This window comes from Paraburkholderia sp. A3BS-1L, assembly GCF_051125215.1.
Classification (GTDB): Bacteria; Pseudomonadota; Gammaproteobacteria; order Burkholderiales; family Burkholderiaceae; genus Paraburkholderia.
The window spans coordinates 460,410-474,680 of sequence record NZ_CP120444.1; the positions used below are offsets into that span (position 1 = coordinate 460,410).

The 14,271-nt window shown below is 62.0% G+C and carries 14 protein-coding genes; 5 read left to right on the top strand and 9 right to left on the bottom strand.

Translation table 11 applies throughout. The features are described from left to right. Positions 1–56: 56 nt before the first annotated feature. The gene (locus P5W99_RS27215) at positions 57–593 is read right to left on the bottom strand and encodes a flavin reductase family protein (protein ID WP_421027885.1); all 537 of its coding nucleotides are present in this window, start codon (positions 591–593) and stop codon (positions 57–59) included. Further along, positions 583–1,698 (bottom strand): LLM class flavin-dependent oxidoreductase, encoded by a 1,116-nt coding sequence (locus P5W99_RS27220; RefSeq protein WP_421027886.1) that lies wholly within the window; start codon positions 1,696–1,698, stop codon positions 583–585. Before P5W99_RS27220 ends, P5W99_RS27215 begins: the two co-directional genes overlap by 11 nt. A 170-nt stretch (positions 1,699–1,868) precedes the next feature. Between P5W99_RS27220 and P5W99_RS27225 the strand changes: the two genes are divergently transcribed. Together P5W99_RS27225 and P5W99_RS27230 are read left to right on the top strand one after the other, a co-directional pair. Further along, the gene (locus P5W99_RS27225) at positions 1,869–2,354 is read left to right on the top strand and encodes a winged helix DNA-binding protein (RefSeq protein WP_421027887.1); all 486 of its coding nucleotides are present in this window, start codon (positions 1,869–1,871) and stop codon (positions 2,352–2,354) included. 856 nt (positions 2,355–3,210) lie between these two features. Further along, positions 3,211–3,399 (top strand): hypothetical protein, encoded by a 189-nt coding sequence (locus tag P5W99_RS27230; protein WP_421027888.1) that lies wholly within the window; start codon positions 3,211–3,213, stop codon positions 3,397–3,399. A gap of 194 nt (positions 3,400–3,593) precedes the next feature. Here the strand turns inward: P5W99_RS27230 and P5W99_RS27235 are convergent, their stop codons facing one another. After that, positions 3,594–3,854: a hypothetical protein gene (locus tag P5W99_RS27235; RefSeq protein WP_421027889.1), complete on the bottom strand. Its 261-nt coding sequence runs from the start codon at positions 3,852–3,854 to the stop codon at positions 3,594–3,596. 440 nt (positions 3,855–4,294) lie between these two features. Here P5W99_RS27235 and P5W99_RS27240 point away from each other — a divergent pair, with 440 nt between their 5' ends. The 3 genes from P5W99_RS27240 (at position 4,295) to P5W99_RS27250 (ending at position 7,832) form a co-directional block, all read left to right on the top strand. Further along, the gene (locus tag P5W99_RS27240; protein ID WP_421027890.1) at positions 4,295–4,753 is read left to right on the top strand and encodes an NUDIX hydrolase; all 459 of its coding nucleotides are present in this window, start codon (positions 4,295–4,297) and stop codon (positions 4,751–4,753) included. A 115-nt stretch (positions 4,754–4,868) separates the two neighbouring features. Further along, complete coding sequence (locus P5W99_RS27245; protein WP_421027891.1) at positions 4,869–6,398, top strand: CHAD domain-containing protein; 1,530 nt, start codon at positions 4,869–4,871, stop codon at positions 6,396–6,398. Positions 6,399–6,536: 138 nt separating this feature from the next. Next, positions 6,537–7,832: an NRAMP family divalent metal transporter gene (locus P5W99_RS27250; protein ID WP_421027892.1), complete on the top strand. Its 1,296-nt coding sequence runs from the start codon at positions 6,537–6,539 to the stop codon at positions 7,830–7,832. Between the two features lie 2 nt (positions 7,833–7,834). Here the strand turns inward: P5W99_RS27250 and P5W99_RS27255 are convergent, their stop codons facing one another. The 6 genes from P5W99_RS27255 to ligD all read right to left on the bottom strand — a co-directional run bounded on the left by P5W99_RS27255 (position 7,835) and on the right by ligD (position 14,111). Further along, the gene (locus P5W99_RS27255; RefSeq protein WP_434665264.1) at positions 7,835–8,101 is read right to left on the bottom strand and encodes a hypothetical protein; all 267 of its coding nucleotides are present in this window, start codon (positions 8,099–8,101) and stop codon (positions 7,835–7,837) included. Positions 8,102–8,122: 21 nt separating this feature from the next. After that, positions 8,123–9,184 (bottom strand): NRAMP family divalent metal transporter, encoded by a 1,062-nt coding sequence (locus P5W99_RS27260; RefSeq protein WP_434665266.1) that lies wholly within the window; start codon positions 9,182–9,184, stop codon positions 8,123–8,125. Then, the gene (locus tag P5W99_RS27265) at positions 9,184–9,345 is read right to left on the bottom strand and encodes a DUF1328 domain-containing protein (protein WP_421027894.1); all 162 of its coding nucleotides are present in this window, start codon (positions 9,343–9,345) and stop codon (positions 9,184–9,186) included. Before P5W99_RS27265 ends, P5W99_RS27260 begins: the two co-directional genes overlap by 1 nt. Before the next feature lie 351 nt (positions 9,346–9,696). Then, a complete protein-coding gene (locus P5W99_RS27270; RefSeq protein ID WP_421028045.1) occupies positions 9,697–9,987 on the bottom strand; it encodes a hypothetical protein in 291 nt (96 codons plus the stop codon). Positions 9,988–10,149: 162 nt separating this feature from the next. Continuing rightward, a complete protein-coding gene (locus P5W99_RS27275; protein ID WP_421028046.1) occupies positions 10,150–11,235 on the bottom strand; it encodes an extracellular catalytic domain type 1 short-chain-length polyhydroxyalkanoate depolymerase in 1,086 nt (361 codons plus the stop codon). A gap of 143 nt (positions 11,236–11,378) precedes the next feature. After that, entirely contained in the window at positions 11,379–14,111 is a 2,733-nt protein-coding gene (ligD, locus tag P5W99_RS27280) for a DNA ligase D (protein ID WP_421027895.1), read from the bottom strand. Positions 14,112–14,271 lie beyond the last annotated feature (160 nt).

Below are 14,271 nucleotides of genomic sequence, written 5' to 3' on the forward strand. Positions count from 1 at the left end.
CATCGTCGCACAGTTGATACGAACAAATGTGCCAGGATCTCCCCGAATGAGAGAAGTCAGCCCGCTGCCGCCAGTTGGTCAGCGAGCGCGGTGTAACGCCCCTGCCAGTAGACGAGAGGACAAGGCGTGGACTCGTCGCGATTCACCGCGCGCACGCGGCCGATGATAAGCAGGTGCCCGTGGCGTACGATCAACTCCTCCACCTCGCAATCCATAGCGACCACGCTATTCGCCAGCAGCGGTGCGCCGTCCGGTATCGCGTGCACCCATTGGTCGTCGCCGTAGCGCGCCTCGCCCTGTTCGCCGCAAAATCCGGCGAAGCGCTCAGCGATCGCACGCTGCTCGGTGCGCAGCAGGTTCACGCCGAAGCGTCGCGTACGTTCGAGCAGTGCGGCCGAAGAACTGGTCGCTTTCAGCGAGGCCACCACCATGGGCGGCTGAGCCGAAAACGACGATACGGAAGTGGCGGTAAAGCCGCTGCGCACTTCTGCGTCCGCGACGGTCACCACGCAGACCGCGCCCGCGAAACCGCGCATCGCCTGCACGAAGCAGCGGCTTAGCGCGCCGATGTCATCGATGGCTTCAGGCTGCATGGCTACGCTCCCGCGGGCTGCGCAGCCCATGTGCCTCGAGGATCGGCAACACCGTATCGCGGAAGTACGGGAACTCCTTCACATAATCCACGAACGACAGCGTCGTGCCCTTGAAACCGGCTTCGGCGAGCGAGATCAACCCCGCCGCCACCTGCTGGGGCGTGCCCACGAGCGGGAAGCCACCGTGCCCTGCGGCCATCCGGTCGCGAATCAGCGCGAGCAGATCATGCGGGAACGATTGTGCATTCGCGAACTGCAGTGCAACCAGGTTATCGACCGCCCCCCAGTCCGCGTTGTCCTGCGCAAAATAGTGGAGATACTGGCGCGCTTCCTCCTCGGTCGGGCGGCAGACTACGTGCGAGAACGTCAGCACGTTGACGTCCTTACCCGCAGTGACGGCTTTCTGCGTTAGCTCGGCGATCTCCGTGCGCGAACGATCCAGATCGATCGCCGGCGTAAACAGGAAATTCGCGTTGCCGATCGCGAAATCGCGCCCTTCGCCTGAACCGGCCGCGTTCAGGATCGGCGGGCGTTCGCCGTTCCACGGGCGCGGCAGCCCATAGACGTTCTTCAGCTGGAAATTTTCGCCGTTCCAGTTGAAGGGGCCGTCGTGCGTCCAGATTTTCTGCACGACGTCGAACCACTCCTGCGCATACGCATAGCGCTTGTCGTGGCCTGTCGCGAGCGGCAGGCCGAGCGCTTCGTACTCGGGGCGGTTCCAGCCCGCGACGATGTTCAGGCCGGCGCGTCCGCTGCCAATCTGGTCGAGCGTCGCGATCTGCTTGGCAACCACGACCGGATGGTTCGCCGCCGTGTGAATCGTCGCGAATACGGTGAGATGGCGCGTTTTCGCGAGCAGGCCCGCGGCCCACGTCATGGTCTCCAGCACCGAGCCGTGGAAGTCCGTCTCCCCGCCGTAGCCAATCCAGCGCGCGATGGGCAGCATGAAGTCGATACCGGCCTCGTCCAGCATGAGCGCGAGCTTTTCGTTGTTCTCCCACGAGTTGGCCCAGCGCTCCCCGATCTTCGTCACCGACATCCCGCCCGAGCAGTTCGTCGCAAACGTCCCCAGAATGAAATCCTTCGTGTTCAGAATTCGTCTCATGTCAGTCCTGGCGCAGTAAAATTTGTTTACATGACGGGCTGCCTCGCGGCGCCCCACTCTCTCAACCCAGTCGACGGCATAGGCCGCAACCGCGCGATTCCGCAATGACCGAACATTCACGCAGAACCACAAAAAAGACCGACGCTGCCGAACATCGATGGCACCTCGCGATGGACGACTTCGGCGTCGAGATCACCGACCTCGAATACGCCGTGATGCGTCTGAACCAGTCGTTCTCGCGCTGGCAGTCCGAGTGCATGGCCGCGGTCACCGGCACCACGTTGAGCGGCCTGGAGAACGCACTGGTGCACGTCATCCATATGCACGAACGGCCAAAGACCATTCGCGATCTGCTGCATATGACCAACCGGCAGGACGTAGCTAATATGCAGTACGAACTACGCAAGCTGATCAAGGCCGGACTCGTCGAAAAATCCGGAACGGCGCGCACTGGCGTGTACTACGTGAGCACTGCAGAAGGTGCACGCGTGTGCGAAGAGTACGCACGGTTGCGTGAGGCGGTGCTCCTCAAGATGGCCAAGGCGGCCGCGGGCATCCAGTCCGCTGCCGAGCAGGCTACCGCCTGCCTCGAACAGATGGAACGTGTCTACGAATCCGCCACGCGTGAAGTCGCCACCTTCCATCGGAGACGCTAATGCCATCGCATCCCGGCCGAAATCACGAGGCGCACCGGACCCTCCGGTGTCCAGGCCGCTTTACATAGAATTTCACATCGAATTTCTATTTGATTGAATCGTAGTTCAGCCTTTTTTTGGCTGCAACCGATTTCATCTCAGGGAAAACACCGGCTGCCACCCAGTCGCCTCGACGCTGGCTTCCGGCGCCACCGCTCGGGACATCGCTGAAGCCGAACAAGCGCTTTCGGGATCGCGAAGAACTGGGCCCACTGCTGAATGACTTGGCGAGGCATTGGCCTGGCGACGAACTCGGGCCGATGTAGAAGACGCACTGCTGCGCTCCGGCGGTTGCGCGTCCATAACTCTGCCTATACGGACAGGCTCCCGGGCATGACTTTTTAATATTCCCTGCGTATTCTTCTTTTCCCGGCTGAGGTAGTCGTCAAAAATGGATACCAGAATGGTCATACAAAGGCTTTCGATCCACGCCGCCAAGGGCAAGCTGCAGGTCATTCCGATATGGCAATCGCTGGCGAAAAGCGGCGCCAAAGTTCGGCGCTAGAGTGTGAGCGTCGATCGCAAGACCGGCGTCGAGTCAATGACAATCGATATTTCCGTTGCCGGGCCCCAGTGCACCGAAAATGTCATCGCGATGCTCGCCAGTTCTGCGCTGGAGATGACGGTTACCCCGCTTCCTCTCGCGTGTGCCCACACCACGGAGCTGGACGCGGGCAGCGGCAGGTCCATGCCCGAACACCCGCTCAGGACCGGAGCGAACTCTAGTCGAAGGCAACACTGACCGTATCGCCCTCCCGTGCAGGACTGACCGATAGAAAGCGGCAAAAAAATTATCAGAAGCACAAAGGAGACAGCAATGTTGAGCCCTCACGAATTTGCGACGCTCATGCTGGTCAAAGCGTCGCCCGACCAGATCGGCCTGGACCGCGAAGAACTCGACACGCTGCTTGAGCAGCAGGTTGTCGCACTCGAGAAACTCGCGTCTGGCGTGCACCGCCCGCGTGTGACGCATGATGGTGAAACCCTGCTCCACGCCATGACGTGAAAACGTTAATGGGCGAGTGCCGGCCGGGCCGGTTGAGCGAGCGATCGTGTGCCCGGACTCGGTCAAGGAAATCTCTTATCCCGCGGCTGACCGCGTGCGCCCATTGTTTGACTATTTAATGGCGCGCGCGTACGCATGGCGGCAAACAGTTGAACGCCGCCGCACCTGGACAAGCGACGCCCAACTCCAACCAGTCAGCCAAAAAGCACGTGCTTGCTTGTTGACCGTCTGGCCGGTCGGCAAGCAACCAGCGCTTCGAGCTTGCGCAACTGCTCTTCGCGGCGCGCTTTCAACCGCGCCACGTCCGCAAGCAAAATAGCTTGCGCTTCATCCAGCCATGGGTCCATTCCCTCTTGAGCGCTGCGCTCCATTTCAGCCAGACGGTTCGTGCGGACCCTGATTTCCGCGTCGATGTTCAGGACGGTCGCCAGCATGTCACCAGCCAGTTCGTTCATTCGTCTGCTCCAATCATCACTGGTGAAATTCATTAAGCTTTGCTCTCGCGGTGTCAATCGGAATAGGCGACGCTAGCGAGGTGATCTGATCGTAAATGGTGGACGGCAACGCGGCAATCCGGGCCGTCCCGCATGTCGCTGAAACTGTCGTTGTGCACGATGGGATGGGCGATGCAATCAATAAATGCGGCCCGCCAGATTTGCGAAAAGAGTTTCATCTGAGAAAAGAAAATGTTACTTGTCAGTTCGAGGAAATTTGGCTCTCAAAAATAAGATTTAGATATCCAAATTATTGACTTTGCAGGTCACTGAATTTTGGCGACAACGACCGACATGAGTCCGTTCTCATCGATGGCGACTGTCGAGGTGATGGTGCGGCTTCAGGCGCGGGAATTGCGATTGGGTTCGTGTTCCATCCGGCGGCGCTGCCGGGGTAACGAATGCGGGAGAATGCGGGACGGAAGGTTCGTACCCGCCTGTTAATGAAGGTCACCAGACAATTTTCAGCCATGAGAAGCCGCGCGACGATCGTGTGCCGAAATGATGGCAGGGTACTGCTCGTGACGCGCGGGCGCTCTCGCTGGTCACTCCCCGGCGGGACGGTAAAGCGGCACGAGGGCCCACTGCATGCGGCGAAGCGGGAGCTGCTGGAAGAAACATTGATTGTCGGAGAATTGCTACGGTATGAATTCGAGTTTGTGGGCTTCAGCAAACGGCATCACGTATTCGTTCTCGATGTGCCAGTCGATACGACGCCACAGCCCGCCCACGAAATTGTGCATTGTCGCTGGGTTCGCCCGACCATGGTCGGCGCGCTGGCGGTGAGCGTGCCGACGCGCGAAATCGTGGCTCTTCTCATGGAGCACGCTGCCGCAAACGCTCGCGCACGGCTGCTATGACCGCCCGCGCAGCGGCGGCAGGCCCGCTTCGCGCACTATCTGAAAACTGCGTTCAAGCACCCATGTCGCGTCATTGCACTGTCGCCATCGGGCCGTCGTTCGTAGGGGAGGCACCATGGAGCGCGAGCTGAAGTTGCGGGTATCCAATGAGGACCTTGTGGCGTTGCGTCGTCACCCGCCAGGTAAGCAGCACGAGGGAGCGGCCAGGCGCCCCCGGTTGTTGACGACTACCTATTTCGATACGCCTTCGCTTGAATTTCATAGCTGCAAGGCTTCTTTGCGCGTGCGGACCGACGGCAACGACAGGTTCCAGACATTGAAGCGGGAAGGGTCGGCGCGGGCGGGCCTTTTCGACAGGGACGAGTTCGAAACACCCGTCGAGAGCAACGTCCCCGATCTCAAGTTGCTTCGGGATCGCATCCCTGACGATAGTGACTGCGGCAGGCTGGTTCGCGACGACGCGACTGTCGCACAGCTAAACCCCGTGTTTGTCACCCGGATCAGGCGCTCAGTCTATCCGCTGCGCTTGTCGTCTGGCGACGAACTTGAGGTGGCGCTCGACGAGGGAACCATCGAAGCGCAGTCGGCTTCTGAGCCGATCGCAGCGGTGGAACTTGAGCTGAAGCGGGGTAAGCCAGAGAGCCTGTACCAGGTCGCACTGGAACTGCTCGAATCTGTGCCCTTGCGTATCGACCATTTCAGCAAGGCTGACATCGGCTACGGCCTGCTCCTCACTGAGCACTGCGCGGCCGTGAAGGCGCAGCCGGTGCAGCTGAACAAGCGAGACTCTGTCGAAGACGCCTTCTGCACCATCGCGCGCAATTGTCTGGATCAGGTCGCCGCCAACGAGCGCGGTGTCGTCTCCGGCCATGGGCCGTCGAGCGTTCATCAGATGCGCGTGGGGCTTCGCCGTTTGCGCTCGGCGCTTGGTCTGTTTGGAAAAGTCATTCCCGCGCCTCCCGGACTTGACGATGAATTGCGCTGGATTGCCGCTGAACTCGGCGCTGCGCGGGACTGGGAGGTACTCGCGGGGTCGACGCTCGAACATGCCGGCGCAAACACGACTCCGGACGAGATTCTGCCCGTGCGCGAGGCATGCGCGCAGATCGCCGCCAGCAACCGGCAACGGGCGGCCGCTGCAGTCGAGTCGGTTCGCTACACGCGACTCGCGCTTCAACTCGCATTGTGGTTGCAGCGAGGAAGCTGGAGAGTTGAAATGTCCGACGAACAGCGCGAAGCAATCAGCCGTCCAGCAAGACAATTCGCCGCGAATGTCCTGCGCCGTCGTCACAGTAAACTGATTCGCCGCGGCAAAGGTCTGGCCGGCCTCGACGCTCACCATCGCCACCGCGCCCGCATCGCGGCAAAGAAAGTTCGGTATGCCACCGAGTTCTTCGCGTCACTGTGCGCGAGGCGGTCCGTCCAACATTATGTTGAAGCGCTAACCGCGCTCCAGGATGATCTGGGTTGGCGAAACGACGCCGTCGTTGCCGATCGGCTTCTGAAGGCACTCCCTCAAACGTCACCTGAAACGGCGCCGGGCGCCTCCTTCGCACGGGGCTTTCTCGCCTCGCGCGTCGCAGCCGATCATCGGACAATGAAAAAGCTGTGGAAGCGTTTCAGACACTGTTCTCCTCCGCATTGAGCCGGCGACGCGCCAGATTACGATACTGTCAGGACCTTGCCAAAGCAGCGTGCCTAGCTCATGACAATATATTCGGGCGCGGCACGGGACTTGCGCGTTCCCGGCAACATCGCATCCCGCGCGTTGCAGGAAACTTTCGTGGCCGACAATCAAAAGCTTGAACCAGAAGCCGCCGTAACGGATCGAACGGAACGATCCTGGCTGTCCCGCCTCGGACCCGGACTCGTAACGGGCGGTGCCGACGACGACCCGAGCGGAATCGGGACCTACTCGCAGGCCGGCGCGAAATTTGGTCTCTCATTGCTATGGACGCTGCTGCTGACGTATCCGCTGATGGTCGCCATTCAGATGATCAGCGCGCGAATCGGACGGGTGACCGGCAGAGGGCTTGCTTCCAACATGCGCGCCTTCGGTCCACGCTGGATCGTGATCGTTCTCGTGCTGCTTCTAGCAATTGCCAATACGATCAACATCGCCGCGGACCTGGCAGCCATGGGTGCGGCCATCCATTTGCTGGTGCACGGCCCGGAGCAACTGTACACAGTGGCGCTGGGCGCATTTTCCGCGATAGTCCAGATCTGCCTGCCCTATGAAAGCTACGCCCGCTTTCTGAAATGGCTGACCATCGTGCTCTTTACGTACGTCGCGGTTGCGTTCGTTGTGCCTGTCGACTGGGCGCAAGTCGCGCTTTCCGTGGTTCACCCGCGTGCGCAGCTGTCTGGCAAATATCTCACCACCATTGTCGCCGTACTCGGGACCACGATCAGCCCTTACCTTTTTTTCTGGCAAGCTTCACAGGAAGTCGAGGAGCTCCGATCGAAGCCGGGCGAACATTCGCTGCGCTGGGTCTCTTCGTTCCGTGCATACCGGCAGCTCGACAGGATTACGGCAGACACATGGATCGGTATGGGTGTTTCAAATGGCGTGGGCTTTTTCATCATGTTGACCGCGGCAGCCACGCTGCATGTTCACCACGTCTCTATTCAGACTTCCGCAGACGCGGCGAAAGCCCTTACGCCCATCGCCGGTCGTTTCGCTGCGTTCGTATTTGCCGCGGGCATCGTGGGAACCGGGCTGCTCGCGCTGCCCGTGCTTGCCGGTTCCGCGGCCTACGGCGCGGCGGGCGCGTTCAGGTGGCGCGGCAGCCTGTCCCTGCATCTCACGCTGGCACGCGAGTTCTATTCCGTCATTGTCCTGGCCATCCTGGGCGGCGTAGCGATTACGTTCTTGCACCTCGACCCGGTAAAGGCGCTTTACTGGAGCGCCGTCATCAATGGTCTTGCCGCCGTACCCGTTATGATCGTCGTCATGCTGATGGGGACCAGTCGTCGCATGATGGGCAAATTTGCCATTTCAGGGCTCCTGAAAGTTGGAGGCTGGACAGCGACTGCGTTCATGGCCCTGGCAGCGATCGGTATGTTCGTTCCCGCATAGCGTTAGAGAAACGGCAATATCGTATGCGCGGTCAACGCTGCTCCCGCAGCAACGACCGCCAAGCAACTCAATGCGCGCACGAACCAATGAAATTTCAACGTGCCGACGGCTTCTGGGTGACGGCTCAAAAGGACGAGCAGAATGAGCACCGGCGTCACTGTCATGCCATTGGTCAACGCACTCCAGTAACAGGCCTTCACCGCATCCACGCCGAGTGCCCCAAAGAGCAGGGCGGTGGCGGCGCTCATTGCCATGAGGACGAGCAGCACGACGGCGATGCGGCGGTCGCGTCATTTGCCCCGGGCCAAGCCGAACGAACTCGCCGCTGCGTGCGCCGCCGAACCGGCCAGCGGTGGTAGCGCGAGAAGCGCCGTGCCCAGGAGCGCAAGACCGAGGACCTGCGCGGCAAATCCATGCGCAAGAGGAAGAATCGCTTTCGCTGCGTCGCTAACCGAATTGACCTGCATGTGCTGCGCGTGCAACGTTGCTGCCGAAGCGCACAGAATGAGTGCGCCTGCCCCATTCGACAGCAGTGTGCGAATCAGCGTTTCATGGCGCTTTCCTTGTAACTGGCGCGGCTCTTCACGCGATTGCGCACGATCGACGTTGGCTTGCGAAGCATCGTCTCCCCGTTCCTCGACTTCCTCTTCGGCCTGCGAGAACAGCAGATAGGGACTGACGGTTGTACCGAGTACGGCTACCAGCATTCCCAGAAAGCCTTCCGATAATGTCACGTCCGGCACCAACGCGTGCCATCCCGCCACCCGCCACTGCACGTCGGCCACAAGCAGCGTGCCTGCATAGCAGAACAAGGCGATACAAAGCCACTTTACGACGCCTGCGTAGCGCGCGTACGGCACCCACCATTGGAGCGCAAGTGATGCGCCGGCGAATGCGAGCGTAAGAAGTGCCACCGGGCCGCGAAAAATCTGCTGCGCGCCTTCGCCCATCGCCAGCATGTCTGCGGCCATGTTCAGCGTATTCGCCAAAAGAAAGCGCCCAACCGCGAGCAGAAATAGCCAACGTGAATAGTGCTCACGCATGTTTTCCGTGAGGCCTTTGCCAGTCACCGCTGCAACGCGCGTCGCGATCAATTGAAGCGCAACCATCGACGGGTACGAGAGCACGCATATCCACAGCAGGTCGAATCCATATTGCGCACCGGCGAGGGAGTAAGTCAGAATGCCGCTCGGGTCATTGTCGGTTCCGGTGGTGGCGAGCCCCGGACGCATGTCGACCGCCCATGCATGTGCCGGGCGGTCTCCGTGTTTCAACGAGTGGCCTCTCGGCCAACGGACTCCGCGGGTTTTCATGAGGCAATTGCATCGTTCGCCCCGCTTCAGAGACGCCATTAACGCCGTAAAGCGCCAAACAGCAGACTCACAACGAAGAGGACGACGAAGATAAAGAACAGGATTTTGGCGATGCTCGCTGCTCCGACAGCGATGCCGCCAAACCCGAAGAAGGCGGCGATCACGGCGATGATGAAAAACACGAGGGCGTAATAAAGCATTGTCAACTCCTGAATGGCGCGGGCTGCGGCGCAACTGGCCGAGGAAACCTTCCGCCACGTCGCACGGACCCACGCTCCACATGGTCACGCCTCGTGTTACGCAACGGCCGTGCCTCGAAGCGCGCATTGCGTCAATACGACAAAGTCAGCGCGACAAAGTCAGCGCGACAAAGTCAGCGCGACAAAGTCAGCGCGACAGAATCATCGCGCAGGTTGCCGACCAGTTAGACGCCATCGTTCGACGAGTTCGACGGCAGTGGAGATTCATCGCGTAGACGAGTGTTTTAGCGAGAAGAACGCGCCTGTCGCGCAAGGCAGACAGGCGCGCTGCCCCTCGCCTCAGGCGTGCTATTAGCGGTCGCGGTCTTCGTGCTCACGATCGCCTCGCGGGTCATACTCATGGGGATGACGGTGCATCCATTCGTCATGCTCCCAATAGCGGTGGCCGTCCCAATAGCGGTCGCCGTGCCACCCAAGCGTGATCGCCACGCCAGGCGCCGGGGCGGGAGCCGGCTCTTCGTACCGCGGCTGTGGTTGCGGCGTGACATAGACTTGCGCGAAGGCCGCGTCTGCCGTGACGAGTGCCATGCCTGCCAGAAGTGCCATCAAAATCGTGTGCGTTGCATTCATCATAGGTTTCATCATGTACCCTCCTCAAACACCCCATGTTGCGCACCGCCCGTACCCACGATGAATGACAAACGCCGTAGCGGGCACGACGAGTAGTGCCCGTGATGCCCCTCTCCGGGACCGTCAAAACACACAGCCGTCGTCTCACGCTGAGCGCCACACCCCAACGAGACGTTATGGCAGTCGCTTCACCGACCGCCGCTGGCGCCGAAAAAAATTCCACAGCATCGCCGTTGCGTCGGGACCTTTGCCAGAATGAAACGCTTCGCGTGGGTCGCCGCCGCTCCACGCATGGCCCAGACCCCGAACGATGCAGACTCTAACGACGAGCCGCCCCGCCCCCAGATAATCGGTGTACTCGACCGCATCGCGGCTGTATGTCCGTCGCTCGCCGACGCGCATGGCGCCTTGTGCATCGATCAGCCGGTTGAGCCGCGCGAATTCGACGGCGAGCTGCGCGGCGTTGCGCTTCGAGACAACCGCATCAAGCTCCCCATGGACAATAATGGCCGGCATGCCCGGATGGTGGGCCAGATCCACAGCCGCCTCCAAGAGACGCAGGGGATCTTCGCGGCTGCCGTCACGCATGACGCGCATGGCGGTCATGGCGGAATTCGCGGCGCCAAACACCGGGCCTGAATGCAGGCCAACGGCGGCAAAGCGCTCTGGATAATGAACTGCGAGCAACGCCGCGAGGCCCGCTCCTGCCGAAATCCCCGCGAGATAGATGCGTTCGCGGTCGAAGCCGTGCGCCTCAACAATCTCTTCGACGAGCGACGCAACGGCAGGCGCCTCGGAATGCGCCAGACTCTCGTGCCAGTGCCAGCAACGGTGTGCGTGCGCGGTCTTTGCCTGCTCGGGAATGAGCACGGCGAATCCGGCGCGCTCTGCGACCCTGCAAATGCGTGTGCCGGCAGCAAACGACTCCGCGGTTTGCTTGCAGCCATGCAACATGACCACGAGGGGTATGTCCGCCCAGGATGTCACTGCGGCTGGCAGATATAACGCGTACGTCAGGTGATTGACGAGCCGACCGGGCAACGCGGGCGCGGAGTGAAACGAGCGCACCCACCGCCCCGGCGTGCGCGCCACAAGTGGGCGGCCAGGATGGCGTTCGTTGGTACGCTTCGGCGCGGGCGTACGGGTGGGTCTGGCCGTCGTCGGCTTGCGCGCGAGCGTTTTCCTCTTCTGTCGTGCGCCCGTTGGGCTGAAAAGCAGCTCGAGGCATCTGAGCCAGACTCCGGTCTTTTTCCTTGGCATGAGCAAGCGCAGTAAGCCATTCAATTCGGCGTTAAGGTTGGTATTCTCGGCCTGCTGGATTTCCGCCACGTGACCAAAGCCGCCCGGCGCAATCCGGCGCATGCGCAGGGCGCATTTGCTGTGCCGGCTCGTCTATCGCGCTCTTACTCCTTTGCCTTCCCCAACTGTCGCCACATCGCCGCCGTAATACGCTGGCGCGCCTTTGCGTAGTCGCGCCATGGGTCCTCACGCAGGCTATCGAGCCGTTCACGCACATTCGCTACGTTCCATTGGTCGCCGCTCGTCACGGCCTGCAGCTCGTCCCAGGCCACGGGCACCGAAACGCCGAGGCCAGGCCGCGCGCGCGGCGCAAACGCGGCGGCAGTCGTCGCGCCGCGCCCATTGCGCAAATAATCGACGAACACGCGCCCTCTGCGGTTTTGCGCGCCCATCTTCGCGCTAAAGCGCTCAGGAAGCGTCGCGGCGATATGGTCCGCCACAGCCCGCGCGAAGTCTTTCGCTTCGTCCCAGCCCGCATGGCGCGCCAGCGGCACGACCACGTGCAGCCCTTTGCCGCCGCTCGTCTTGCACCACGCACGCAGACCGAGCGCGTCCAGCAAATCGCGCGTGAGCCGCGCCGCTTCGAGCATGCGCGTCCACGGCAGCGAGGGATCGGGGTCGAGGTCGAAGACGATGCGATCGGGCTTTTCGATGTTCGTCACGAGCGCGTTCCACGTGTGCAGCTCGATGGTATCCATCTGCGCGGCCCCCACGAGCGCCTCAGTCGAGTCGAGCGTCAAGAGCGGAGCGTGACCGGGATCCAGATCGGCATGCTGGGTGGCCTGCGCAATCTGCAAGGCGTTCGCGTGCTTCTGAAAGAACAGCTCCCCGCCCACGCCCTTGGGTGCGCGTGCGAGCGCGACGGGACGCCGTGCGAGATGTGGCAGCAGCCAGGGCGAAATCGCCTCGAAGTACTGAACCAGATCGAGCTTTGTGAGGCCGCTTTTCGAATCGATCACGCGATCGGGATGGCTCACGCGAACGCCTGCCACTTCGGTATCGCCCACCTTTGCACGGCGCCGGGCATGCGGGGCTGGCCCGCTGGCTTTGGACGTGCTCTCAGCCTTCGCCGTCCGGCCGTTGTTCGGGTTCTGTGTTCTGACCTTGTGTTTGCTTGCGCTCTCGCTCTGGTTGCGTCGCACGGGCGGCGGCTGCGATTCGCGCACGATGCTCTGCGCGGGCTTGTCCTCGCGCAGGCCGACGAACGACGCCTGACGCACGACGCCAGCGCTCGTCCACGTCTTGAAACGCACTTCGGCCACGAGTTCGGGCTCTACCCAGTGCACGCAAGCGCGGCGATCGGCGGCAGGCACGGCGGCGAAAGGCGAGGTCTTGCGCTCGCGCGCGGCCAGCTCGCCCGCCATTGCCTTGAGCCGGCTGGCGTCGAAACCCGTGCCGACCTTGCCCGAGTACTGCAATGTGCCCTTGTCGTCATACACGCCGATCAACAGTGCACCAAAGCCGTCGCGGCTGCCCTGAGGCTCCGTATAACCGCCGATAACGAATTCCTGGCGTCGTGAGCAGCGCAGCTTGAGCCACGCCGCGCTGCGCCTGGAGGTGTATTGGCTATCGCGCCGCTTGGCGACGAGGCCTTCGAGATTCGCTTCGCAAGCGGCTTCGAGCAACGCCTGGGGCGCACCTTCGAATGCTTCGGAAAAACGCAAGGCCTCCTGGGGCTTGCGGGCCAGCAAGGCGGCGAGTTTCGCCCGGCGCGCCTCCAGCGGCACGGCACGCAGATCCATCCCATCGAGCCAAGGCAAGTCGAATAGCCAGAACGCAATGGTGTCGGCCCTGCCCGCATCGAAAGCGTTCTGCAACGCCTGAAAGTCGGGCACGCCCGCATCGTCCAGCACCACGGCCTCGCCGTCAATCCAAGCCGAGTCAATATCGAGCGCGCGCAGCGCTTCGACCTGGCGCGGGAATTTCGCGGTCCAGTCATTGCCGGTGCGCGTCAGGATGCGCACATCGCCCTCGCCGCGCGCCTTACGATCGATTCGCGCGAGCACGCGGTATCCGTCGAACTTTAGTTCGTATAACCAATCATTGCCCTCCGGCGGCGCGTCGGCTGGCGTCGCCAGTTCCGGGGCGAGCGTGGCGGGCAGCTCGGCGCGCACGGCGCCTTGCATCTCCGCTGGAGCTTCGCCGCGTACGCTCTTTCGCGAGCTCGCGCGGCGCGGCCTGGCAGCGCTCGCGACGCGGGCTTCGGCTTGCGTGCCGGCTACCTCGCTATCCGCTGAGCGCTGTTTCGACCCACCGGTTCCCGCGCGCTCGCGCGACGGCTCCGCAGCCGGCTCGTCGTCGACCACATGGAAATCGTCTTCGCTCACGGCCTCATCGTCACGCTGCTTGATGAGCAACCACGTTTCCTGCTTGCCGTCGTGCATCGCGCTGCGCACGAGCGTAAAGCCACCGTGCAGCTTTTCGCCGTCGAGCGTGAACTTGAGCTTGCCCTGCGCATAGCCATCGCGCGCGGCGCGCATGCCGCCCTCGGGCCGCCATACGCCGTGATCCCAGATCGCCACCTCGCCCGCGCCATAGCTACCCTCGGGAATGCGTCCCTCGAACTTGCCGTACTCCATGGGATGATCCTCGACGTGCACGGCAAGCCGCTTCACGCCAGGGTCGAGGCTCGGCCCCTTTGGCACCGCCCATGACTTGAGCGTGCCGTCCAACTCAAGGCGAAAGTCGTAATGCAACCGCCGCGCATCGTGCCGCTGGATCACGAACGATCCTTCGCTCTCGTTCGCGCGTCCACGCCCTCGTGCCGCACGGCCACGCGGCTCCGGCGTCACTTCGAAGCGACGTTTCGATTCATAGGCATCAAGCTTTCGTTTCATACCACTCCCCTTTTTTGATGCGTGTTCGCGCGGCGGCCTCGAGCCGCATGCCACTCGAGTTCCGGTGCGCTTGTGCGGCGCGTTCGCCGCCCGGGCTACTTGTGCGTTGACACTTGTGCGTTGACGCTACGCTCACGCAAGTGCAATGCCCGTCGTGCCC